This is a genomic window from Paenibacillus sp. UASWS1643, from assembly GCF_008693195.1.
GTDB classification, from domain to species: domain Bacteria; phylum Bacillota; class Bacilli; order Paenibacillales; family Paenibacillaceae; genus Paenibacillus; species Paenibacillus amylolyticus_B.
Window position 1 is genome coordinate 54,697 of sequence record NZ_VXKZ01000107.1, and the last position, 21,485, is coordinate 76,181.

Annotated in this window: 20 protein-coding genes; 13 read left to right on the forward strand and 7 right to left on the reverse strand. The window is 47.4% G+C overall.

Going from position 1 to position 21,485, the window contains the following annotated elements:
• Positions 1-10: 10 nt before the first annotated feature.
• A complete protein-coding gene (locus tag FE296_RS13640) occupies positions 11-874 on the reverse strand; it encodes a LysR family transcriptional regulator (RefSeq protein WP_150365263.1) in 864 nt (287 codons plus the stop codon).
• 156 nt (positions 875-1,030) lie between these two features.
• On the opposite strand from FE296_RS13640, the gene FE296_RS13645 reads away from it, so the two are divergent.
• Complete coding sequence (locus FE296_RS13645) at positions 1,031-2,092, forward strand: oxidoreductase (RefSeq protein ID WP_150365264.1); 1,062 nt, start codon at positions 1,031-1,033, stop codon at positions 2,090-2,092.
• 116 nt (positions 2,093-2,208) lie between these two features.
• The gene (locus tag FE296_RS13650; protein WP_124118045.1) at positions 2,209-2,577 is read left to right on the forward strand and encodes a VOC family protein; all 369 of its coding nucleotides are present in this window, start codon (positions 2,209-2,211) and stop codon (positions 2,575-2,577) included.
• 143 nt (positions 2,578-2,720) lie between these two features.
• Here FE296_RS13650 and FE296_RS13655 read toward each other — a convergent pair whose 3' ends face one another.
• Positions 2,721-3,929 carry an MFS transporter gene (locus FE296_RS13655; RefSeq protein WP_150365266.1) on the reverse strand — a complete coding sequence of 403 codons (1,209 nt, stop codon included), beginning with the start codon at positions 3,927-3,929 and terminating at the stop codon, positions 2,721-2,723.
• Positions 3,930-4,226: 297 nt separating this feature from the next.
• On the opposite strand from FE296_RS13655, the gene FE296_RS13660 reads away from it, so the two are divergent.
• On the forward strand, positions 4,227-4,874 hold the full coding sequence (locus FE296_RS13660; protein WP_223868874.1) for a TetR/AcrR family transcriptional regulator: 648 nt from the start codon (positions 4,227-4,229) through the stop codon (positions 4,872-4,874).
• Positions 4,875-4,923: 49 nt separating this feature from the next.
• Here the strand turns inward: FE296_RS13660 and FE296_RS13665 are convergent, their stop codons facing one another.
• Positions 4,924-6,048 (reverse strand): LLM class flavin-dependent oxidoreductase, encoded by a 1,125-nt coding sequence (locus tag FE296_RS13665; RefSeq protein WP_150365267.1) that lies wholly within the window; start codon positions 6,046-6,048, stop codon positions 4,924-4,926.
• A 267-nt stretch (positions 6,049-6,315) separates the two neighbouring features.
• Here FE296_RS13665 and FE296_RS13670 point away from each other — a divergent pair, with 267 nt between their 5' ends.
• The 10 genes from FE296_RS13670 (at position 6,316) to FE296_RS13715 (ending at position 17,447) form a co-directional block, all read left to right on the forward strand.
• Positions 6,316-7,707, forward strand: coding sequence for a helix-turn-helix domain-containing protein (locus FE296_RS13670; protein ID WP_150365269.1), 1,392 nt, complete (start codon positions 6,316-6,318; stop codon positions 7,705-7,707).
• Between the two features lie 210 nt (positions 7,708-7,917).
• On the forward strand, positions 7,918-8,442 hold the full coding sequence (locus FE296_RS13675) for a pyruvate kinase (RefSeq protein ID WP_150365270.1): 525 nt from the start codon (positions 7,918-7,920) through the stop codon (positions 8,440-8,442).
• Positions 8,443-8,751: 309 nt separating this feature from the next.
• Positions 8,752-8,940 (forward strand): aspartyl-phosphate phosphatase Spo0E family protein, encoded by a 189-nt coding sequence (locus FE296_RS13680; RefSeq protein WP_223868875.1) that lies wholly within the window; start codon positions 8,752-8,754, stop codon positions 8,938-8,940.
• A 242-nt stretch (positions 8,941-9,182) separates the two neighbouring features.
• Complete coding sequence (locus tag FE296_RS13685) at positions 9,183-11,006, forward strand: sensor histidine kinase (protein WP_150365271.1); 1,824 nt, start codon at positions 9,183-9,185, stop codon at positions 11,004-11,006.
• 5 nt (positions 11,007-11,011) lie between these two features.
• Complete coding sequence (locus tag FE296_RS13690) at positions 11,012-11,779, forward strand: response regulator transcription factor (protein WP_150365272.1); 768 nt, start codon at positions 11,012-11,014, stop codon at positions 11,777-11,779.
• A gap of 103 nt (positions 11,780-11,882) precedes the next feature.
• Positions 11,883-13,178, forward strand: a complete 1,296-nt coding sequence (locus FE296_RS13695; protein ID WP_150365274.1) for an ABC transporter substrate-binding protein — start codon at positions 11,883-11,885, stop codon at positions 13,176-13,178.
• Positions 13,179-13,208: 30 nt separating this feature from the next.
• Complete coding sequence (locus FE296_RS13700) at positions 13,209-13,910, forward strand: beta/alpha barrel domain-containing protein (RefSeq protein ID WP_150365275.1); 702 nt, start codon at positions 13,209-13,211, stop codon at positions 13,908-13,910.
• Positions 13,911-14,260: 350 nt separating this feature from the next.
• Positions 14,261-15,175, forward strand: coding sequence for a carbohydrate ABC transporter permease (locus tag FE296_RS13705; protein ID WP_150365277.1), 915 nt, complete (start codon positions 14,261-14,263; stop codon positions 15,173-15,175).
• Positions 15,159-16,013, forward strand: a complete 855-nt coding sequence (locus tag FE296_RS13710) for a carbohydrate ABC transporter permease (RefSeq protein ID WP_150365279.1) — start codon at positions 15,159-15,161, stop codon at positions 16,011-16,013. The genes FE296_RS13705 and FE296_RS13710 overlap by 17 nt, the downstream gene beginning before the upstream one ends.
• Before the next feature lie 96 nt (positions 16,014-16,109).
• The gene (locus FE296_RS13715) at positions 16,110-17,447 is read left to right on the forward strand and encodes an FAD-dependent oxidoreductase (RefSeq protein WP_150365397.1); all 1,338 of its coding nucleotides are present in this window, start codon (positions 16,110-16,112) and stop codon (positions 17,445-17,447) included.
• A gap of 537 nt (positions 17,448-17,984) precedes the next feature.
• Here the strand turns inward: FE296_RS13715 and FE296_RS13720 are convergent.
• From FE296_RS13720 to FE296_RS13735, 4 genes are all read right to left on the reverse strand, one after another.
• Positions 17,985-18,635, reverse strand: a complete 651-nt coding sequence (locus FE296_RS13720) for an amino acid ABC transporter permease (protein WP_150365280.1) — start codon at positions 18,633-18,635, stop codon at positions 17,985-17,987.
• A gap of 222 nt (positions 18,636-18,857) precedes the next feature.
• Positions 18,858-19,580 (reverse strand): amino acid ABC transporter permease, encoded by a 723-nt coding sequence (locus FE296_RS13725; protein WP_124118032.1) that lies wholly within the window; start codon positions 19,578-19,580, stop codon positions 18,858-18,860.
• A 102-nt stretch (positions 19,581-19,682) separates the two neighbouring features.
• Positions 19,683-20,525, reverse strand: coding sequence for a transporter substrate-binding domain-containing protein (locus FE296_RS13730; protein WP_150365282.1), 843 nt, complete (start codon positions 20,523-20,525; stop codon positions 19,683-19,685).
• Between the two features lie 39 nt (positions 20,526-20,564).
• Positions 20,565-21,293 (reverse strand): amino acid ABC transporter ATP-binding protein, encoded by a 729-nt coding sequence (locus tag FE296_RS13735; protein WP_051449904.1) that lies wholly within the window; start codon positions 21,291-21,293, stop codon positions 20,565-20,567.
• Positions 21,294-21,485: the final 192 nt, after the last annotated feature.

Consider the following 21,485-nt stretch of genomic DNA (forward strand, 5'->3'; position numbering starts at 1 on the left):
GTTACCTTTATCAAAATGTAATGCACTTCTGATTCAGCAGCTTCATGAATTGATCCAGCGCACTGCTGACATACCGATCCACACCGCGGACAAAGGTTGTCGTGGTATGAGTATAACGATCTGCGAGATCAAATACGGAGAAATCATCCGGTTTCTTGTGAATAACGCTGCACGGCATAATGGTAAAAGCAATGCCAGATTCTACACAGCTGAGCAGGTTTTCCATCGTACTCACTTCAATGATATTGCGTGCGGACAACCCTTCTTCCTGCAGGAATTCTTCAGTCATTTCACGATACGGGCAGCCCTCCGGGAAAACAACCCATGATACTTGGCACAGGCTTGCGGGTGGTGTATCCATCCGCTTGGAGATGATATGAACCGTGTCCTGCATCTCATATTCCACCTTCAAACCTTCTTTCACACAAGCCCCGCTGATAAAAGCTCCATCAATCTCATAGTCCTTTATTTTCTTGCGCAGTACTTTGGGTGAAGTGGCGTTGACGAGTGAGATGGACACCTTCGGGTAGGTTATCTGATATTCATTCAGAATCTCCATAAAACGGCTGGATGCCGCCGTTTCTACAATGCCGATTTTCAGCGTGCCGGAAGGCTCACCGGGATCGGTCATATCCTGCTTCAGATCATGCAAAAGGTTGTGAATCTGTGTGGCGTACTGTACGAACTGTTCTCCTTTGGAGGTCAGTACAACACCTTTGGGAAATCGGTTGAACAACTGGATTTGATATTCCTGCTCCAGTTTTTTGATGCGTGTAGTGACATTGGATTGCGCGTAATTCAGTTCTTTGGCGGCCTGTGAGATTTTGCCTGAACGCGCCACCGCGAGAACAATATCGATATCAGAAAGTTCCATGCTGTATCCTCCTGAACGTGGATTAACTTCAATTACTTCCGCAGATGGTGATGTTAGGTATCTCTCTGAGAGATACAACTATATATTTCAATCATTTTACGATATATAAGAGCCGCCGTACAATATCCTTAATGACAAAGAGAGTAGGGATATGACATGGATAACATAAATACACGTTCAACATTATTAAGCCCGGTGACAATTCATCAGTGGCAATTAAGGAACCGCATTGTGATGGCTCCGCTGACCCGAGGATTTGCTGATGATCAGAATGGGACCGTAACGGATGAGATGGTCGCGTATTATGAGCAGCGTGCGCGGGATGGTGTGGGGCTGATCATTACCGAGGGCATCAACCCGAATCTGGCAGGCAAAGGCACTTACGGCATCCCCGGTTTATATACAGATGAACAGACGGCTTCTTGGAAAAGGGTAACGGATGCTGTTCACAGACATGGCGGAACCATTATTGCTCAACTGTGGCATGTCGGCAGGTTGTCCCACTCCGATCTGATCGGAACCACTCCAGTGGCACCTTCCAGCCTTGCGGCAGAGGGAAGAGTGCATAAGCTGCATAAGCCGTATCAGGTTCCTAAAGCGATGAGTGCACAGGATATAGCGGATACGATTCAGCATTTTCTGACGGCCGCCCGCAATGCAGTTCTGGCAGGTTTTGACGGAATTGAGCTTCATGCTGCGCATGGGTATCTGATCGACCAGTTTATCAATGAGAAGACCAACCACAGAACAGATGAATACGGAGGAGACACTGCGGGCAGATTGCAGTTCCTGCGGGATCTTATTGTGGCTGTGAAAGAAGAGATCAGTGTAGATCGAATATCGGTACGATTCTCCGAGAAAAAGGATGATGATGCATCCTATGCATGGGCAGACAAAGCTGGAATGATCGATGCATATCTGAACTTGTTCCGCGAGACGGGAATTACGATTTTGCATCCCTCAACAGATCAATATACGAAAGCGTGGGCAGGGGAGCAGTCCTTTCACGAGCGGATTCGTAGTCGGTGGGATGGAATCATCATTGGTGTGGGGGATTTGGATGTTCAGACCGCAGAGCAAGCGATTGGTAAGGGAAGCATAGATCTGGCCGCGTTCGGAAGACTATTTATCTCCAACCCTGATCTGGTGCAGAAATTGAATGCTGGTGAGCCATTGGTGGAGTATGATGCAGCTAAGCATCTGCCCATGTTGGTGTAAAAGGGGAAAACCGAGTCAAAGAAAAGTCAAAAAAAGACTGAACGCTACTGACATACTGTTGGCAAGAGCGTCCTTGTATGATCAAGGTATACAAATACTAAGGAGGACATTACATTATGTCAGCAATTGGACCCGATTTCATTTCACTTCAGGTTAGCAATCTTGAAAGCTCTGCCGAATTCTATCAAAACTATCTCGGACTGGTACGCTCACAGGCGGGACCACCTCATGCGGTGGTTTTTGAAACAAAGCCCATTACATTTGCTCTACGTGATCTATTGCCAGGAACCGAACTCGGTTCAGGTACTCAGCCAGGACTTGGTATCGCCCTGTGGCTTCATGCCCCGGATACGCAAGACATTCACGACAAGCTTGCTGCGGCAGGCGTAAAGATTACATCTGCACCTATAGATGGGCCATTCGGACGAACCTTTACATTTGCCGACCCGGACGGGTACCAGGTTACCCTTCACAGTAAAGCCTGATACGCAGATGTATCCATCTTAACCATAGTCATATCTTGCTCTGTCATAGGGAGCCAAGTGTTGATTACAGCAATAAGGGCAGTACTGATCCTTAGGATCAGTCTGCCCTTATTTGGTCGTTCGGATTAAACGATCAATTCATTCTATTCATGGCTGACGATTACAGCTTTCTTTTCCGTAAAGTAATACACCAAAGCGAGCAGCGGCATGATCAGGCCAATCAGCGTAGTGAGACTCCAGCCTCCGTTAGCATAAGACCAGCTTCCAAGAGATGAACCAATCGCACCGCCGACAAAAAAGATCGACATGAATATGCCATTCACACGCCCTCTCGCTTCACTTCCTAAGGAGTAGATGATGCGTTGACCCAGCACCAGATTTCCCGAGACAGCCATATCCAGTGTGATCGCCACGATCACAAGCAGGATCAATGCAAACGTGGAGTGGCTCTGGAACACATAAGCAAGACCAAATGAAGCAGCAGCGATCACCATGGCAGCACCTGTCAGAATGCGCGTTAGTCCGCGATCCGCCAGTCTCCCGGCGATGGGAGCAGCAATAGCACCTCCGACACCAGCCAGGGCAAACCAGGCAATGCCTTGCTGTGACATGCCAAAATTGGTAGCGAGCCTGAGCGGAACCGTGGTCCAGAACAAGCTGAAAGCACCAAACAAACTGGCCTGATAGAACGCCCGACGGCGTAACAGAGGCATCGTTCTGAACAGTGTGCCCAACGACACGATTAATTGACCGTATTTCAAGTTTGGTTCAGGCTGGCGAGCAGGAAGAGCACGTGATAGGAGCAGCATTAGAAGTGCTATGACAATGGCGGAGAATACAAAGACCGTCTGCCATCCGAAGAAGCTGGTGATAAAGCTTGCGACAGGACGAGCCAGCATAATGCCCAGCAGCAGACCGCTCATGACATTGCCGACAACCCGCCCGCGTTGTTCCTCGGAAGTAAGATATGTCGCATAGGGTACCAGAATCTGAGCGACAACAGAACCTATACCGATGAATAGAGAGGCAGTCAGAAATACAACAGCAGTGGGCGAGAAAGCCGCAGCAATCAGGGCAACAACCAGTACGATAAGGAAAAGAACGACCAGGCGTCGGTTCTCGATAATGTCACTGAGCGGCACGATGAATAACAAACCAATAACATAACCAATCTGAGTCAACGTTACGATCAATCCTGCAGCGGCAGAAGAAAGGCCCGTGGTCATACTAATCGGTCCGATAACGGTCTGAGCATAATACAGGTTTGCCACGATCAATCCACAAGCGGATGCCAGCAAAAAAATAATCCAGGCAGGTACAGGTGCCTTCTTCAATTGTTGTCTCATATCCATCTTAATCATCCTCCACAGATTTCATATTCGTATTGAAAATTCGATATTCCAGATAAATGGGTGCTGTTTAAAATGTTAATTACTAAACGTTGTGTTCACTAATTACAATCATATAATAAACTAAACGTTTAGTATTGTAAATAGGCTAAACATATTTTAATGAAAATTTAAATGAGGATATAAAAATGAGCGGAGAGTGAATTGTGTGTACGCAATGCATTTTAGTATAATGAACGTATCGTTTTTATGAATATTACTGATGATAAAATATATTTTTTACATCCAGGAGGGCTCAAGATGACTGCCAAAAGAGGACGTCCACGTAACATGGAAACCCAGAATGCCATTCTTACCGCATCCTATGAGTTGTTGTTGGAACACGGATTCGGGGCTGTTACGATCGAGAAGATTGCTGAGCGCGCACAAGTGAGCAAAGCCACGATCTACAAATGGTGGCCGAACAAAGGCGCCGTCATCATGGACGGATATATGTCTGCTGCAACGGCAAGATTGCCAGTGCCGGATACAGGCTCGGTATTGGAGGATATACGCATACATGCGAGTAATCTGGTTCGATTTTTGACCAGTCGGGAAGGAAAAGTGATTACCCAGATCATCGGAGAAGGGCAGTCGGATGAAGGGCTTGCCGAAGAATACCGTACAAGATACATCCAACCACGTCGACGTGAGGCTCGGGGAATTCTGGAGAAGGGTGTGGAGCGCGGCGAATTGAAGGCAGGGGTGGACATTGGACTGTACATTGATCTGATCTATGGGCCGGTGTTCTATCGTATGTTAGTGACGGGGGAAGCGATGGATGAAGCGTTTGTAGATGTGATGCTCCGTTCATTGTTTGAAGGCATTCAGTCCAATAAGAAGAAGGAGAGCGGCGATACAACCGAGAGGAAGAGGAAGAGGAGGATGAGGGAAGAGGGCGATTCATAGGAATCACCCTGGAAGGGAACATGTGTGGCATATTGTACGTGGGAGATAATTAAACCTGGAATATAGGTGAGATGGCTGTGGGCCATGAATCTTTAGCATTAGAGGACAGGAAGGATAAGTGCTGGGTTAACACCGGGGGTTCATTCCATACCGAACTTGGCAGTTCACGGCGTAATACAGGGGCCACTTCCTTGGCAAAACGCTCCACTTGCTCCAACTGCTCGCTATACGTCAGTCCATCTACGCTGATACTCAGCACCTGATGTCCATAAGCGGCATGATAGTCCAGAATTTTCTCAATGATCTGCTCCGGACTGCCGATTAACGCAGGGCCTCGTGCAATGTTATCCTCCAGATCGGTGAAGGGCGACTGATTATGCTGTGCGGCGGCAGTGGCGCGGAACGCTTCATAGTATGGCTTATAGCGGCGAATGGCTTCTTCACCCGTATCGGCAAGATAGAGACTGCCGGCACCAGAGCCAATCACTGCTTGCTGCGGATCATGACCATAATAATCGAGGCGCTCCCGATAATGATCAATTAATGCTTTGTATTTGGCCTGAGGGTGAAAAGAGTTCGACGTGAAGAGCGGCTCGCCATATTTGGCAGCGAGTTCGGTTGAGACCGTGCTGGACGCGCTACCATGCCAGATTGGGATGGACTGCTGAAGCGGTCTGGGCCACGTGGTCACTCCCTCAAGCGGAGGGCGATACGTCCCCTGCCAGGTGACATTCTCTTCAGACCACAACCGTCTTAGCAAATGATACCGTTCATCGAGTGAGTCCCATTGTTCCTCTTCGCGTATGCCAAACAGCGGATAGTGGCGAGGGTCATTGCCTTTCCCGATGATCATTTCCAGCCGTCCGCCCGATAATTGATCCAACGTGGCATAATCCTCGGCAACCCGGACTGGATCAAGTATACTAAGAACAGTGACGGTGGTTAGTAACCGAATGCGTGTGGTTGCTGCGGCTATTGCGGTTAATACGACAGGTGGCGATGAAGATAGAAAAGGCGCACCATGTCGTTCACCGATTCCATAGGCATCGAATCCCAGTCGTTCAGCCAGCTTCGCTTGCTCCAATATATTATGGAATTTCTGCTGAGTTGTCAGAGCCTCCCCGGTAACGGCATTAGGCAGATTCATCATGAGACTAAACAAGGCAAATTTCATCTGACCTTCTCCTTGAACTGAATTGATCGTATCTGTGGCGTATAATCCTATTGAAATAGTAGGATATGTAAGTTGCATTAAATGTATCACGTTCTCACGGATTCTTCTAATGGATTTTTTCTATAAGCAAAAATTCAGTTCAGGCTTCCTTGCACACATGCGAAGGAAATTGCCACGATTTTTATTGACCGCTGTAAAATTTAGGATTAAAATTGTGCTTATCATATAAATTCAAAATTATGGATTTTCATTGTGGAGGTGGGATACATGGAACCTACAACTACGATACGCTCATATATTGAGGACTACATCAGGAAACAGGGGTACACCCTGCAGTATTTTGCCGATATATCGGGAGTTAACGCTGGAACGCTTAGCGCAATTATTAAGGGGACTCGGCCCATCGCTATGGCGCAACTGGATCTGATTACCCAAGGCATGAAGCTGGAAGAGGGGTATTTCTACGAGATTTATGGGGCTGAATGTTTCGTGGAATCGGCACCTCATTGGAGGAGACTGGAACCATTCCTGCAACGCTGTGCTGAATTGGACAAGCTGGAATGTATTCATAAGGTTATCCAGGAAGTGACGGATGATCGCTCGTATATCTCGGAGTTGTTCGAGATGGCCGAAGGCATGCTTGAACGTGGACAGACGAAGGCTGCACGGATGTTGTACGAATGTGTGGCGGAGTGTGAGAAATATCAACATTCGGAACGTCTGGCTCTGTGCCAGTATCGCATCTTCACGTTATCTCTCGGTCAGGACCAGCATGAGAATCTTCGTGCAGCCGTACATTTTGAACCGTATATTAATCGGCTGGATGAGGAACGGCAGTTAGATGCGATTAAAGACCTGGCGAATACATACTTGGCTCTAAGATACTGGGACAAGGTATTTGACTTGGCCGAAGATCTAGAGCAGAAAACTAACTTTCTTAACTCTTATAAAAAAAGAAAATCAGAAACTCAAAGGATTACCGTTTACCCTACCTTCGTATACTCCGCGTATTCTAATTTGCTGAGGGCAGCAGCATGTGATGGACGAGCAGAATATCCTGAAGCTCTTCAATATACAGAAGCATATTCAAAATTAATTCGTATTGATAATCCAAGTGACGAGGATATTGTATTTATTAATAGATTCAATGGATGGGCACAGGTCAACAATTATCTATATCGCCTTATGATGGGGGATATAGATGTAATCTATTCGTATGTTCAGTACATTGAGAAAGATGAAGCTGAAATTTTGCCTGCGTTGGTAAAAATCATGGAAGCAGCTAATAATCACAATATGGATGTTGATTTTGTTCTCGATAAATTTGATCCATATATAATGATGTATTTTAATACTTATGGTTATGTTGGTAGTTATAATGAACTTATAACCAACGGCAGATACATTGAATTTCTTAAAGAATTAACTATCTATCAACTAGATAAAGGCAGGTATGAACAAGGGTTTCAGCATTTGTTACATTGTATAGCTTCAGCTAAACATATGAAAAGCGAATCTGTGATTATACAATGTGTAGGCTTATTTGAGAGATTTAGAGATAGAGCTTCAACTGAATTGAAGAACAAGTATAGAAACTTAATCGAGGAGGTTTATAGTAATTATGAGAAAAAAAGCAGCTGTAATAGTAGTTTTGTTTAGTGCTGTTTTATTGTTTACACTGTATCCTCAGCCTGGCGCAGGCATCCCAGTGTTATATAGTACACATACACATGGCGGCGGCGGAGTGTAGTCGGTTCAGAGTGAAGTATAAGAGTTTGAAATGGTTTATTTCCTATTGGGAAGTAAACCTTTTTATATTGATAACGTAGTTGGAAATTCTATCATTTATAACGAAAAGAGGATTTATCATTGCAGATTGATATTCAAAAGCTTTACGACAAATATATAACGTTGAACATTCCTAATCCATTCACTTTAGAGCAGATCCATGAACGGCTAACAGAGAAATTTTACGCTGAGAAGGTGGATTTAGAAGAGTTTTCAGACTTACGCAACGACCCTCATGCGGGATTTGATCAGGCGATTGCAGCTTATGTATTCAAGGATGAGAGGGGAACCAAGCAATTAATTAGCCTGAATAAGGATGAAGATATTCATGAGCCACTGGAATTTGCATGGATTATCAATTCCACTGTTCGAGGATTTTCTCTTCTATTAACTCTTGAAATCGATGTGTTTTATGGGATGGAAGAGAGTGAGATGACTCTTGGCAATCCACGTTTTGAGGAATATCTGATCCTACTCTATTTAACAGGTTACATTGAGTTTGAGAATGACTCCTTCATCAATCCATTACGTGCTCGTTATCGAGAGGGCTACAGACTTCGTTATTTTGGTATGCAGAACGGTGATGAAAATTATCTATACAAATAGATTACTTTTCGATAAATTTATTAACTTCTCGCGTGAGAAAGGTGCAAGAGATACTTAGGGTAAAATGGATAATATGTCCAAAAGAACTTTAACGGTAAAGGATTCGCGTATTCTCGAATACGATATGTAGACATGTTATAATTTTCTTTGCCCACATCTTGTAGAAAAGAAGAGACGTCAACTCTCTATGTAAAATGCTTGATGTTGAAAGTATCTCTATGTAAATAAATATTTTATTCTGCAAAGGAATATAATATGAATTTTTTGGCAATGTATCCTAAAATGTTATACAAAGAGGGGGTGCATGCTGTGAGTGAACCGGTACAGATCACAGATAAAATCGAACGGAACAGGCAAGAGTTGAGTCGTTTGGCGGAGAATCATGGCATGCAGGACAACCAAGTCCTCCGACAGTCCATGGTACTGGACGAGCTTATTAATGAATATAATCGATTCAAATATAAAAGCCATCTCAGGAACAGACAACCGATTGCATAATGCAGTCGGTTTTTTGGTCTAATTAGTGTTCTATAGAAATACCTTAGTCGACTGTAGCGATACAGTCGGCTTTTTTGCGTTCACCCTGCTACCAATGCGGATCACTTGAAATTCCGTACCAATTCCAGGGTTGGCAGGATAGCGAATGATCATTAAAACTGGATATGATGACCCCAGTTATATCCAGATTGATCTGTGAAGGGGGCTCATACAATGATCGGGAGAGGGAGGGATAAACGGAAATGATGGACAAGGTACGCATTTTTTTCGGAAAAAACGTAAACCTGCGCACCAAGTTGCTCCTGTTGTTCCTGGCGCTGACGTTGCTGCCGCTAGGCTTGCAGGGAATGATGAACTACAAGCATTTCTCGCAGACGATGGATCGCAAGACCGAGCAGTTCACCATTGAACTGGTTCGCCAGATTAACGCCAATCTGAATCGGCTGCTGAAGGACTTTGAGCGGTTGTCGCTCTTGCCGCTTTACGATCAGATGGTGCTTGGCATTCTGGGCAAATACAACGCTTCAATGGGATCTGGTACATGGGCGAGGTCTGAGGATTATCTGAAAATGAAGCTCTATACATCTGGTCAAGCTTATGACCGACCCGAGATTCGGGGAATTCATCTGATCAGCAATAGCGGCATCCTGTTCTCCAATCTCGATTCACTGGCAGTCAAGCCGGTATGGGACAGCAGACAGGATGACTGGTTTGCAGAGCTTGAAGACTCGGAAGGGACATGGCGCCTGCTTCCTCCGCATCAACCCAGCTATTACACGGGTGGTCAGCAAGAATGGTATATATCGGCGGGCAGAGTGCTTCGAGATCCGGGCACGCTTCAGCGACTGGGTTACATTCTGATTGATATCCGTCTAGAGGCCTTCGGTCAACTGTTATCCAATCTGAATTATGAGCAAGATGCAAGCCTGATGATTGTAGACAGCAAGCAGCGTCTGCTGTTCGAACGGACCTCGACCGGAGGAATGTCTGCTTACGACCAGTTGCTAACGAATGGACAGCTTCAAGGCTATGCAGGAAACCAAAAAATTGTTCTGGATGGGGAGTCCTATCTCTATGTACAACACCATTCCAGCTATTCCGGGCTTTCGGTGATCAGTCTTACACCTATTGTTGTGATTCAAAAGGAATCGGGTAAGATGCTCACCTTTACAATATGGTTCGCAGTGTTATGTATGGCGGGTATAGCGATTCTGGCGGTTCTGTTATCCTATCGTATCACCCGGCCACTGATTCGACTGAAGCACCACATGATTCGGGTGGAGCAGGGAGATTTCAGCCAGCGGGTAGCACACTTCAGCAATGATGAATTCGGACAGATGAGCCGGGGCTTTAACCGAATGATGGAAGAGATTCATCGACTGTTTAATGAGGTGTTCCTGCTGGGCATTCAAGAGCGGGAGGCAGAGTTGTCGGCGTTGCAAAGCCAGATGAATCCTCACTTTATATATAACACACTGGAGTCCATTAACATGATGGCCATTCGCCAGAAGCATGCTGAGGTATCGGACATGGTGACGGCGCTTGGCAAGCTGCTGCGCTATACGATTGATAAGGTGGACCGGATGGTTCCACTTGGAGAAGAACTTGCTTTTGTACAATCCTATGTACGCATTCAGCAGGTACGTTACGACGGCAAGTTAAAGATTATCTATGATATCGAAGAAGGGATAACCGAGTATTTGATTCCGAAGCTGGTACTGCAACCGCTGGTGGAGAATGCAGTCTACCACGGCATTGAAGGGCAGGAAAATGGAGGAGTAATCTGGGTATCTGCCTTGAAATTCGACCATGAGCTGCTGATTAGCGTACGAGACAACGGTAAGGGAATGACTCAGGCTAAGATGGACGAGCTAAACGAATCCATAACGAAACAGCCTTCCAGTCAGGCATTACGTTGCCATGCCGGGGATAGTCTCGGGCTTAATAATATTGCCCAGAGGCTTCGTCTCATGTACGGAGAAGGCGGCAGCCTAAGCATTGATGGAAGTCCCGGGCAGGGCCTGGTGGTCACGATATCCATTCAAATTCTACCGAAAGGGGATTGAAGCGCATGTATAAAGTATTGCTTGTAGAGGATGAGACGGTCATCCGTCAGGGAATGAGAGAGCTGATCGTACAAGCGTCTTCTCAGTTTCAGGTAACGGGCGAAGCATCGAGCGGCACCGAGGCGCTGGATTTTCTGAGATGTGAGGTGCCGGATGTGTTAATCACGGATATCCGCATGCGCGAAATGGACGGATTAACTTTGGCAAGCAAAGCCAGAGACATGTACCCTGAATTGCTCATGCTCATCATTAGCGGCTATGGCGAGTTTGAATATGCGCGCAGAGCGATGGAGTTCGGGGTGTTGAACTACCTGCTGAAGCCAATCGATCGCTATGAACTGGCATTATGCATACAGAAGATTCAATTGCTGCTGGATCGCAGATATGGTATTTCAACCCTTTCGATCCCGCAGCCATCTGGGAAAGCAGAACATGCTGGTGGAGATACGCGCAAGATTATCCGAGATGTGAAGGAGCACATCAAGCAACATCCCGATGGAGATTTGCGGCTTCAGACGATAGCAGATCTCGTTCACTTAAACCCTACTTATTTGAGCCAGTTGTTCAAGAACGAAATAGGTATTAATTATTCTGAATACATCACGGAGGCACGTATGGAGCGGGCCAAGTGGTTGCTGATCAACACGGGTCTCAAAATCTATGATGTGGCACGGTTATCCGGGCATCAGAGTCCCAAACATTTCATGCTGGTGTTCAAGCAGCAGGTGGGATGGACTGCTGGAGAATACCGAGACCGATTCAGTATTTCTTGAAAAACCATACCATTTCTGTAGTTGACGTGATTTATGAGGGCACGAAGCTTTCGTTATACTTTGGTTGCACCTGTATACCACAACGTCCATAAGGGGGATTTCCATGAAAAAAGCAGGACTGATACTGATGCTTGTACTCATGATGGTGACTTCAATCGCGTGCACAAGCTCCAATTCCAGCAGTGAACCTGGCAGTGCAGGCGGGGAGAATGGAGAGGTGGAGCTGAAGTTCATGATGTGGGGCAACCAGGCACATATGGATGTATACAACAAGCTGATTGATAGCTTCACCAAGGAAAATCCAGGCATCAAAGTCACGATGGAATCCGTACCTTTCGCAGAATACCAACAAAAAATTTCGGTGCTTGCTGCCGGAGGCTCTCTTCCCGATCTCGCCTGGGTATCGGAGCGAATGGTACCACAATTCAAGTCCAACCACATTCTGGCCGATGTATCCGAGTTCAAGGATGATGCACAGTTTAAGCTGGATGATTATATTCCAAGTACATTGGATTTGTTCCGTGATGGAGACCAGCTGCTGGGGCTACCTTTTTCTACACCTCCGGTGGTCATGTTTTACAATAAAGCGCTGTTCGATCAAGCCGGCCTGACTGATCCAAACACACTTGCCGCCCAAGGGCAATGGACATGGGAACAGTTCGAAGAGTCCGCCAAAGCCATTACCAGCAAGGATGCGACCAACCGAGTCTATGGTGCCAACTTTTTTCGCGACTGGAAGACCTGGGCGGTGCTCTCCTCCTACTCTTGGTCCAATGGAAGCGGTCCATTCGACGAAGGTATGACGATGTTCACCTGGAACGATGTCTATGGTGTGCAGACCTTTGAATTACTGGAACGCATGATGTTCACCGATGAATCACATCCGAAGGCGGGTGAGCAAGTTAGCTTCGATGCGGGTAATGTGGGCATGTTCTTCGATAATTACAGCTATGTTTCCAAAGCAAGGGAGATTACGGATTTTGAATGGAGCATCGCGCCTATGCCATCCGGTTCACAAGGCAGTGTACCGATGCTGGGGCAGGCCGGATATGCCATGTTCAACGATAGCAAACATCCAGAGGAAACAAAGAAGCTGTTGAAGTATTTTGCGAGTGAGCAGGGGATTCAGTCGACAGCCACCTATTTTGTGCCTCCTCGTACTTCTGTTCTGAACTCGGATGCATTCATTCTTCAGCCGAATAACCCGAGCAAAGAGCATATTGTGCAGGCCGTCATTGATGAAATGCCGAAAGCGCGCTTAATCCCCGGCCATATCCGTTGGCAGGATATCGACAATGCGGTATTGCAGGGATTCGACCGACTGTTTGCCAAGACAGCGACAGCTGAGGATAACCTGAAACAAATGCAGGAAGAGATCCAAAGTGTGTTGCAACCCTGAGTAAGTCAATCGAAACCGGAGGTGAGAATAATGGGCAAATTCAAAGAATTACTTGAGCGGAAACCGTTGTCCCTGGTGGTCAGTCTGCCTGAAAATGAACTTGCTTTGGCTCGGGCAGCCATGGAAGAGGGGGCTGATGCACTCAAGGTGCACTATAATGTCGGTCATCGCGCCAGCGGGAATCATTTTGGCCCATTGGACAGGTATGCCGAGGTATTTCGGGCGATCCGCAGTGAATTTGGTGGTCCGCTAGGGGTCGTACCTTCTGGCAGTATAGATGGAGCACGACGGGAGGATGTGGAGCGCCTTGCTGGACTGGGTTTTGATTTCTATTCCATCTATGCACATCACTTGCCCTCCTTCATGCTGAGTGACTTGGGGCTGGACCCAACATTTGCGATCAATGAAGAATATGATGCTTCCCTCGTAACATCGGCAGCTCATTTCGGCTTCACTGCTCTGGAGGCATCTATTGTACCTGGCAAAGAATATGGTACACCGCTCAGCTTCGCGGATGTGCTCAAGTATCGCCGTCTGGTCTTGCAAGCCCAGGTTCCGGTATTGGTTCCTTCCCAGCGAAAGCTGGTACCGGAGGATGTTCGGGTGCTACGCGATACCGGGGTCAAAGCGATTATGCTTGGAGCAGTGGTGACAGGAAACACGGAGGAACAGCTGCGAAAGGCTGTGAACGGGTTCCGCAATGCGGTGGACAGTCTGAACGGTCCGGACTAATCAGTGAAAGTCACGTGTATCAATGGCGACACCCTATGTTAGCATCCAGTCGTTCTAACGAATCGAGCACATGTTATTCGCGTCCATTTGTACGGATCTGAAATTTAGAAATCAGAGAGACGTTATTTCGTCCATTTAGTCGATTTTCAAGGTTCTGGCGACATTTTATAGAGAAATAACATGAATGAGATTCGTTAACCGATGCATTCTTTAAAAACTTGCCTTATAAGATGCGGTAGATTCGTTAGCGCTTGGAGCAAGGGAGATCATACCTTTTGAGACAACACCTTATATAGAATCGTCACAGAGTTCAGCTTCGGAGGAAATTTGATTAAAAGGAGGGCCTGATTGTGACCCATCCACACAAGCGCAAAAGAAGGGGACCGCTCGCCAGAGAAGCCCAGATCGCGGGGTGGCTGTTTGTATCGCCGATGGTGCTTGGGTTTACCCTGCTGCTGTTATTTCCCATGGGTCTCGCGTTATACATGAGCCTGACCGATTGGCCGCTGCTGGGGGACCATCATTTTATTGGACTGGATAATTACAAGAATATTATGACAGACACCATGTTCTGGAAAGTGCTCGCCAATACAGTTTATTTCACAGTGGGGCTGGTCCCGCTTAATATTGTGCTCGCCCTGCTGCTTGCGTTGTTACTATCCAGAAATCTGCGGGGGATCGGAATTTTTCGAACAGCGATCTTTGTTCCGGTCATGACTTCACTGATCGTATGGGCCATCGTTTGGAAGCTGATGTATGCAACAGAATCAGGATTGATTAATCAGCTTCTCTTGATGACGGGCATGAAGGGTCCGGCTTGGCTATACAATGAAGATTTGGCAATGCCGGCAGTGATTGTGACCAGTGTGCTGAAAAATGTAGGTCTGAATATGGTGCTGTTCATTGCAGCCATTCAGCAGGTACCGCGTTCACTGTACGAAGCAGCAACATTGGACGGTGCGGGCAGAAGGGGAACCTTCTTTCACGTTACACTGCCTATGATTACACCAACGGTGTTTCTGACTGTGGTCATGACCGTGATTGGTTCACTCAAAGTATTCGGACAGATCTATGTGATGACACAGGGCGGGCCAAGTAACAGCACAAAGGTATTGGTTTATTATATCTGGGAAAAGGCATTCAAACTATTCCAGTTCGGCTATGCTTCCGCTCTTGCCTATGTGCTGTTCTTCATCGTACTAATCCTGACACTGCTGCAATGGCAGCTCCGAAAGAGGTGGGTATTCAATGAAGGCGATGCCTAATTCTTCGGGGAGGAAGATAGGAAGTACCCTGGGGACGTATTTGCTGCTGACACTGATTTCGCTAATCATGATTGTGCCATTTATCTGGATGATATCGACGTCATTCAAGGAGCCCCAGAGCATATTCACCTATCCGCCGCAGTGGATACCGGAATCATTCCGATTTCAGAACTACATCGATGTCTTTCGACTGATTCCGTTTCACCGTTTTTATTGGAACAGTATTTACATTTCTGCGTTGGTTGTGCTGGGAACCGTATTTTTTGCTTCTCTCGCCGGTTATGCATTCGCCAAAATTCCGTTTAAGGGACGTAATGTGGTATTTCTCATCCTGCTGAGTGCCATGATGATTCCCCATGAGGTGACGGCGATTCCGATGTTTCTATTCATGCGGCAGCTGGGGTGGATTGATACCCATCTTCCGCTGATATTATTGCCAATCTTTGGCGCGGGCGGTGTATTTGGCATCTTTGTGATGAGGCAGTTCTTCATTACCGTGCCAACCGAGCTGGAGGAAGCGGCGATGATCGACGGCTGCAATCGCTTTCGAATATATGCGCGAATTATGCTGCCCATTGCCAAGCCGGGTATGGCTACGCTGACGATCTTCACGTTTGTGACCATTTGGAATGAGTTCTTCGATCCGTTGATCTTCATTAACTCGCGTGATCTAATGACGCTGCCGCTTGGATTATCCCTGTTTACAGATGAAGTGGGTACAGCCTGGCAATATCTGATGAGTGCCACCGTCATGGCAACCTTGCCACTGTTAATTGTCTTTTTCCTGGCACAACGGCGCTTTATTGAGGGGGTTGCCATGACGGGACTGAAAGAGTAAGCCATGAAATACGTGCAAAGGCGAGCAATACGTGCAATACGTACAATACGTACAATAGAACGGAAGGAGGGACAACATTTGCATGAACGGATGAGCATGAAAAAGGAAGAAGCAGATGTCGTTATTGTGGGAGGGGGCCCTGCGGGAATAGCGGCAGCCATTGCCGCTGGACGACAGGGTGTCCGCACAGTGCTGGTGGAGCGATACGGATTCGTTGGAGGGATGTCAACCGCTGCTATGGTCTATCCCTGGATGACTTTCCATACGGAGCGTGGTGAGCAGGTCATTCAAGGCATTGCGCAGGAGATCGTTGAACGATTGCAGGCGCGTGGCGGCTCCCCCGGGCATTTGCGTGATACGGTTGGATTTGTGCATACCGTAACGCCGTACCATCCTGCGATCTTTCAGGTGGTTGCGGCAGAGATGTTGCAGGAGGCTGGTGTCCGGCTGTTGTTGCACAGCTTCGTGGATGAAGTGGTCGTTGTAGATGATCGGGTGGAAGCGGTGCGAGTGACCAACAAGTCTGGAAGAATGGAGTTTCAGGCGAACGTATTTGTGGATGCAAGCGGTGATGCGGATCTGGCTTATCTTGCGGGTGCTTCTGTAGCAAAGGGACGAGACGGCGACCATCAGTCACAGCCGATGACCATGAAATTTCGTATGCGTGGTGTGGAACTTGGACGAGTGAAGCAATACATGCTGGAGCACCCGGAGGATTTCTATGTGAAAACTCCCTTTGCTGAACTGGACAGCATTCCGTTAACCGGGGTGAGCGGCTTCTATTCCCAGTGGAAAAAAGCGGGGGTACCGATTAATCGCGATCAGGTGTTGTTTTTTACCGGACCGGCTGACGATGAAGTGCTGATTAATTGTACCCGGGTGCAGGGACTCGATGCGACGGATGCCGAGGATCTGACCTCTGCTGAACAGGAAGGGCGGAAGCAGGTGCTGATGATCGCTGAGTTTTTGCAGCGTGATGTGCCTGGATTCGAACGGGCTTCCATCTCAGCGGTAGCACCTCAGATTGGTATCCGTGAATCCAGGCGAATTATAGGTCATTATGCGTTGACCCAGGCGGATGTGGTCGCAGGACGGAAGTTCGAGGATGTGATTACCAGAAGCGGTTATCCGATTGATATTCATGACCCTTCGGGTCAAGGTGTTGTGGCTGCCTTTATAGAAGGAGATGGGGCGTACGATATTCCGTATCGCTGTCTGATCTCTCGCAATATCCGCAATCTGCTGGCGGCAGGACGCTGCATCTCCACCACACATGAAGCGCATGCAACGACAAGGCTGACGCCAAGCTGTATGGCTACCGGGGAGGCCGCCGGGACAGCAGCTGCACTAACCGTGAAGATGAAGCTTGATCCGGTGGGACTGCCAATTGAGCTGCTACAGGCGGAATTACGTCACAACGGAGCGGCGATCTAGCTGATGAGCTGATTGTGGGCAAAATTGGGCGGATTGGACGAAGTATTAGTCTTGGGAGCGGCATGAATCATTAATAGTAGGCGTGGATGTTTATTTAATTCGCGGATGGCATTAGTTTTAACGAACCTGAGACATCTAATATGGGGCTATAAGCTGAGATGAAAAATGTAACGAATCTCAGTGAAGTTATTTCACTCAAAACCCTGAAATAGCGGGTAAAGGCGGGGTTAATCGGAAGAATAGAGCGTCTACGATTCGTTAGAATAGGAACTGTCCCCAAAATGGTTGAATAAACTTCCCCCGGTTCGTTAGAAATCGGTGGGAAGCTCGTGAGTTTGATTTTATAAGCATAACTGAGCCCCAAAGACTCCAAATCCACTGCATAGGTGATCTGGGGTCTTTGGGGCTCTCTCATTCTTTTCATCCATGGGTTCTTTCCTTCATATCTAGTCCTTCGCTTCTAATCAATCACGAGGTCTCGGTTCCTTCATGTTCCTTCATGTTTCGTATTCTTTCATGCCTTATTCCCTCCGATTATCAATTCATCCGTGCCTCAAGTCGCCTTGCGACAATGGACAGCGCGTAGTTGATCACAAAATACAATACGGCTGCGAGCAGCAGGGCAGGGATAATGTAATCGAAACTTTGACCGCCAAGGATCTGCACGTTGTGCATCAGCTCCGGCAGAGAGATGATGATCGCCAGTGAAGTATCCTTCAGGAGTGAGATGAACTGGCTGACCATCGGCGGAGACATGCGGCGTAGCGCCTGTGGCATGATGATGCCACTGAGAGTCTGCATATAGCTAAGGCCCGAGGAGCGGGCAGCTTCCACCTGACCGCGCTCAACGGACTTCAGACCGCTACGGACGATCTCAGCGATCATCGCGCCTTCAAACAGACTCAGTCCAACAACTGTGGACCAGAAGACGGACATTTTAATCCCGAGCTGCGGAAGTACCATGTGGATGAAGAAAATGATGAGCAGCAACGGCAGATTCCGGATCGTATCCACGATTACCGCTACGATCTGTGACAGAACAGGGATACGGGTAAACCGGATCGTACCCAGCACAGTGCCGAGCACAAAGCTGAATACAATAGATAGCCCTGCCACCTGCAGGGTAATCAGGAATCCTTGAAGCAGGAAACGAAGGTTGGGCCACGCATAGGCCCCGCTAAAGTCCATATTTTATTAGCCTCCTTCTGTATGCAGGAATGGAATATCGAAGATCAATAGATGGGGCATGGACTGTGTACAAATCAACTCAAGCACCGTAGCAGTGAATTACAATTGCACTGTGACTTGATCACCAATGCCAGCAAAACACAGACGATCCAGTACTCATTTAAACCACATGGACAAGCCGATATATCTCTCTAAAAATCTTCGCAGGTACAAGTCAATCTGTTACATGGTGACCTGACCTGCCGGTTTATTTTTCTTCGGTTTGCCCTTGGTGCTGCGCGCCTCTGCATCGCTCTGTCCAAACCTGCGCTCCATATAGTGCACCAGAAAGCTGAGTGGTAGTGTCATTACCAGATAGAACAGTGCAACAATGGTGTACACACTTAGCGGCTGGAACGTATCCGAGTTAACCAAGTCGGCAAAATACATAAGATCCATTCCGGCAACAACGGCAAGAATAGATGAGTTTTTGACCAAATTGATGAACTGGTTGCCGATGGACGGCAGCACAATCTTGATGGCCTGGGGCAGAATGATCAGGTTCATGGCCTGTACATAGGACAAGCCGGAAGACCTTGCTGCTTCCAGTTGTCCGCGCGGCACCGTCTGAATGCCCGCTCGGATCGCTTCGGCAATGAAAGCGGCGGTGTAGATGGTCAGACCCAGAGTACCGGAGACAAATCCATCCAGCGAGATGCCGAGTGCAGGCAGTCCGAGATAGAAGAAAAACACAACCAACAGCAAGGGGATGTTTCGGATAAATTCCACAAAAGCCGTGCCAATCCAATTCAGCGGTTTCACAGGGGATATCCGAAAGATCGCCAGAATCGCGCCCAGGATAAAGCTGCCAATGAGAGCCATAATGCTCACTTGAATGGTATTCATGAACCCTTCCAGAAAACGATCCGAGTGTCGCATCAGTACGCTGAAATCCAATGTGCCCATATAGGCGAAGCCTCCGTTCTCCAGATGTAGAAACGGCGATTACGTCTGCTCATGCATCGCATCCAGCAGACGAATTCGCCGCTTGCTCATCATTAATCGGGGTTACTCGGGCTTGGAGCCCAGCCATTTCTCATGTAATGTGTCATATTCCCCGCTGTCTTTCATGCTTTTGATCAGCTTGTTGACTTCTTCCACGAAGGCAGTGTCGCCTTTGCGGATGGCCATACCATAAGGTTCACTTGTGAAATTGCCACCAACCAATTGGAAGCTGTTATCCGTCTGTTGCATACCGATGAGGATGATGTTATCTGTGGTCAGCGCTTCGCCTTTACCTGCTTTGAGAGCAGTGAATGCATCCTGATAGTTATCGAATTCAAGGATCTCAGCATCCGGGGCTTTCTCGCGAATGTTCTGAGCGGATGTGGAGCCTTTCACCGCGAGTACTTTCACCCCGCTGAGGCTTTCCAGGCCGGTAATTGCACTGTCGTTTTTCACCAGCAGGGATTGGCCTGCCTCGAAATAAACATCACTGAAATCTACCTGTTCCTTACGCTCATCCGTAATTGTCATTGTGGCAATGATGATGTCGATGTCTCCGTTTTGCAGCATGGGAATGCGGGTCTTGGAAGTGACCTCTTTCAGTTCGACCTTTGTCTCATCTCCAAGGATCTGTTTGGCGAGAGCCTTGGCGATATCAATATCGAATCCTTCAACGTTGCCACTTGCGGGATCTTTCAAGCCAAACAGCTTCGTATCGTATTTCACACCGGCGATGAGCTTGCCGCGTTCCTTAATCTGCTCTATTGTTCCTTTGGCTACGGCATCTCCGCCAGAACCGCCACTACCGCCGCTACTGCTATTCTCCTCACCTGTACTGCAACCGGACAATACAAGCGAGAGAATGAGGACAAGCATAAATGATGGCCATTTCAATAATTTCTTCATGAATAAAGACCCCTTTCAAAATGGAATAGTGGATTATTCTCAATGATGAATCAGACGGCTCAGGAATTGCTGTGCTCGTTCTTCTCTGGGGTTGTCAAAAAATTCAGCAGCGTTGGCCTCTTCTACAATTCGGCCTTCGTCCATGAAGATGACCCGATCCGCAACTTCGCGGGCGAATCCCATCTCATGGGTAACGACGACCATAGTCATGCCATTATGGGCAAGGGAGCGCATAACATCGAGGACTTCCCCGATCATCTCGGGATCGAGAGCAGAGGTAGGTTCGTCAAAAAGCATGATTTTGGGCTCCATGGCGAGTCCTCTGGCGATGGCTACCCGTTGTTGCTGCCCACCGGACAACTGGGAGGGATAACTGTCTGCTTTGTCGGCAATGCCAACCCGGGTCAGATACTTCATTGCTGTTGCGGCTGCCTGTTCTTTGGGTTGTTTGCGCACCTTCATGGGTGCAAGGGTAATGTTATCGATGACTTTTTTGTGAGGATAAAGATTGAAGTGTTGAAATACCATGCCGATGTCACGGCGGAAGAGGTTAATGTCCACCTTTTTCTGATGTAGAGGAATCCCACTGACGACAAGTTCACCTTCGGTAATGGTCTCCAGGCGGTTAATACAGCGGAGTAACGTGCTTTTGCCGGAGCCGGAAGGTCCGATAATGACGACGACTTCTCCTTCTTCAATGTGAAGATGGATATCCTTGAGGACATGAAAATGACCGAAATGCTTCTGGACACCCCTAAATTCAATCAAGAGTACACCCCATCCTTTCTGCAACGTCTGTGTGTAAAAAAGGGAGAATAAGGAATAAATTGAAACTAGTTATTTAATCATACATAGTCATCCTGCTTATGGCAATTGGTTTGTGATAAAACATGACATAAGTAATAGGTTCCCTAGGGCTATAGCCAGAAAATGTGTTATATATCTGTCATGTTATTAAAT

What these genes read in the sequence shown, in the direction of transcription:
- FE296_RS13640 (WP_150365263.1), bottom strand. Translation starts at nt 874, where the DNA reads ATGGAACTTTCTGATATCGATATTGTTCTCGCGGTGGCGCGTTCAGGC.
- FE296_RS13645 (WP_150365264.1), top strand. Translation starts at nt 1,031, where the DNA reads ATGGATAACATAAATACACGTTCAACATTATTAAGCCCGGTGACAATT.
- FE296_RS13650 (WP_124118045.1), top strand. Translation starts at nt 2,209, where the DNA reads ATGTCAGCAATTGGACCCGATTTCATTTCACTTCAGGTTAGCAATCTT.
- FE296_RS13655 (WP_150365266.1), bottom strand. Translation starts at nt 3,929, where the DNA reads ATGGATATGAGACAACAATTGAAGAAGGCACCTGTACCTGCCTGGATT.
- FE296_RS13660 (WP_223868874.1), top strand. Translation starts at nt 4,227, where the DNA reads ATGACTGCCAAAAGAGGACGTCCACGTAACATGGAAACCCAGAATGCC.
- FE296_RS13665 (WP_150365267.1), bottom strand. Translation starts at nt 6,048, where the DNA reads ATGAAATTTGCCTTGTTTAGTCTCATGATGAATCTGCCTAATGCCGTT.
- FE296_RS13670 (WP_150365269.1), top strand. Translation starts at nt 6,316, where the DNA reads ATGGAACCTACAACTACGATACGCTCATATATTGAGGACTACATCAGG.
- FE296_RS13685 (WP_150365271.1), top strand. Translation starts at nt 9,183, where the DNA reads ATGATGGACAAGGTACGCATTTTTTTCGGAAAAAACGTAAACCTGCGC.
- FE296_RS13690 (WP_150365272.1), top strand. Translation starts at nt 11,012, where the DNA reads ATGTATAAAGTATTGCTTGTAGAGGATGAGACGGTCATCCGTCAGGGA.
- FE296_RS13695 (WP_150365274.1), top strand. Translation starts at nt 11,883, where the DNA reads ATGAAAAAAGCAGGACTGATACTGATGCTTGTACTCATGATGGTGACT.
- FE296_RS13700 (WP_150365275.1), top strand. Translation starts at nt 13,209, where the DNA reads ATGGGCAAATTCAAAGAATTACTTGAGCGGAAACCGTTGTCCCTGGTG.
- FE296_RS13710 (WP_150365279.1), top strand. Translation starts at nt 15,159, where the DNA reads ATGAAGGCGATGCCTAATTCTTCGGGGAGGAAGATAGGAAGTACCCTG.
- FE296_RS13715 (WP_150365397.1), top strand. Translation starts at nt 16,110, where the DNA reads ATGAAAAAGGAAGAAGCAGATGTCGTTATTGTGGGAGGGGGCCCTGCG.
- FE296_RS13720 (WP_150365280.1), bottom strand. Translation starts at nt 18,635, where the DNA reads ATGGACTTTAGCGGGGCCTATGCGTGGCCCAACCTTCGTTTCCTGCTT.
- FE296_RS13725 (WP_124118032.1), bottom strand. Translation starts at nt 19,580, where the DNA reads ATGGGCACATTGGATTTCAGCGTACTGATGCGACACTCGGATCGTTTT.
- FE296_RS13730 (WP_150365282.1), bottom strand. Translation starts at nt 20,525, where the DNA reads ATGAAGAAATTATTGAAATGGCCATCATTTATGCTTGTCCTCATTCTC.